Source organism: Paenibacillus sp. CMM36 (genome assembly GCF_053570945.1).
On record NZ_JBSEDY010000054.1, the window covers coordinates 1 to 1,665 of the forward strand.

Genomic DNA, 1,665 nt, shown 5'->3' on the forward strand with positions numbered 1-1,665 from the left:
AGAGATCGGTGCCAGCGAGCTGAGAAGTGAGCTAGGCCGGGAGCTGCCAAGCTACATGGTGCCATCGTACTTTGTACAGCTGGAGCAGATGCCGCTGAGTCCAAATGGCAAAATTGACCGCAAGGCCTTGCCGGCACCGGAAGGCAGCCTGCAAACTGGAGCTGATTATGCAGAGCCGCGTACGGCGCAAGAACGCGCACTGGTAGCGGTCTGGCAGTCGGTACTGGGACTACAGACGGTCGGTATTTTGGACAATTTCTTTGATCTGGGCGGCGATTCCATCAAGGCCATTCAAATCGCATCTCGTGCGTTCCAGGCCGGTTATAAGCTGGACATGAAGGATTTGTTCCAGTATCCAACGGTTGCAACACTGGCACCGCATATGCATGAGGTCAGCCGTATGGCAGATCAAGGAGAAGTGAGCGGGGAAACCGCGTTGCTTCCGATCCAGCATTGGTTCTTTGCGCAGGAGCGCGAGCGTCCGCAGCACTTTAATCAAGCGGTCATGCTCTATCGCGCTGAGGGCTTTAACGAGGCAGTGGTTCGGCAAGTCATGGATCACCTTGTGAAGCATCATGATGCGCTTCGTACGGTTTTCCATCAGGCTCCCGCAGGTTATACGGCTTGGACACGCCCTGTAGAGGAAGGCACGCTGTATACGCTGGAAACGGTGGATTACCGTGAACAGGAAACTTATGCAGAAGCGCTGGAAGCGAAGGTAACGGAAATTCAAAGCAGCATGGACCTGTCCGCAGGACCTTTAGTCAAACTCGGATGGTTCCGCACAGCCGAAGGCGACCATCTGCTAATCGCCATTCACCACTTGGTGGTGGACGGAGTGTCGTGGCGGATTCTGTTTGAGGATTTCTCTACTGGCTACGAGCAAGCGATCAAAGGCGAGCCTGTACGATTGCCCTATAAAACGGATTCCTTCCAAGCATGGGCACGGGAGTTGTCGTCTTACGCCAACCGCCCTGAGGCTGCCTCGGATGAAGTTTATTGGAAGCAGCTGGAACAGGCCAAAGCCGAAGCGGCGCCGCTGCCTAAGGATTTTGCCTACGAGGGCTCTTTGAATGCAGACAGCGAAGTGCTGACGGTAGAGTGGACCGAAGCTGAAACGCAGCAGCTGTTAAAGCAGGTCCATCGCGCCTACAACACCGAGGTCAATGATTTGCTGCTGACCGCGCTGGGACTGGCGGTGCACAATTGGACAGGCGCCGGACAGGTACTGGTGAACCTGGAGGGCCATGGCCGGGAAGCGATCCTGCAAGAGATGGATATTACACGTACCGTAGGTTGGTTTACGAGCTTGTATCCAGTGCTGCTGGAGACCGGCAAGGAAATGACACTGGCTCAGCGGATTAAAGAAACGAAGGAAGGTCTGCGCCGGATTCCACATAAAGGGCTGACCTATGGAACTTGGCGCTACTTGTCTCCTGCGTCTGCATCGGATGAAGCGCATACGATTGCAGCAGAACCGGAAATCAGCTTTAACTATTTGGGTCAGGTCGATCAGGATCTACAAAACAGTGGAATCGCATTGTCACCCTATAGTGCAGGGGAGACAGAGGATGCACATTCACCGCTGCAATATACGCTGGATTTAAACGCGATGATCTCGGAAGGCACGCTGCGCTTGACGATTGCTTACAGCCGTAAGCAGTA

General features: G+C 54.4%; 1 protein-coding gene. It reads left to right on the forward strand.

Annotated features, from left to right (window positions below; translation table 11 throughout):
* Positions 1 to 1,665, forward strand: a 1,665-nt coding sequence (locus tag ACWA2B_RS27800; protein WP_449292869.1) for a condensation domain-containing protein, incomplete at both ends; no start/stop codon positions are given.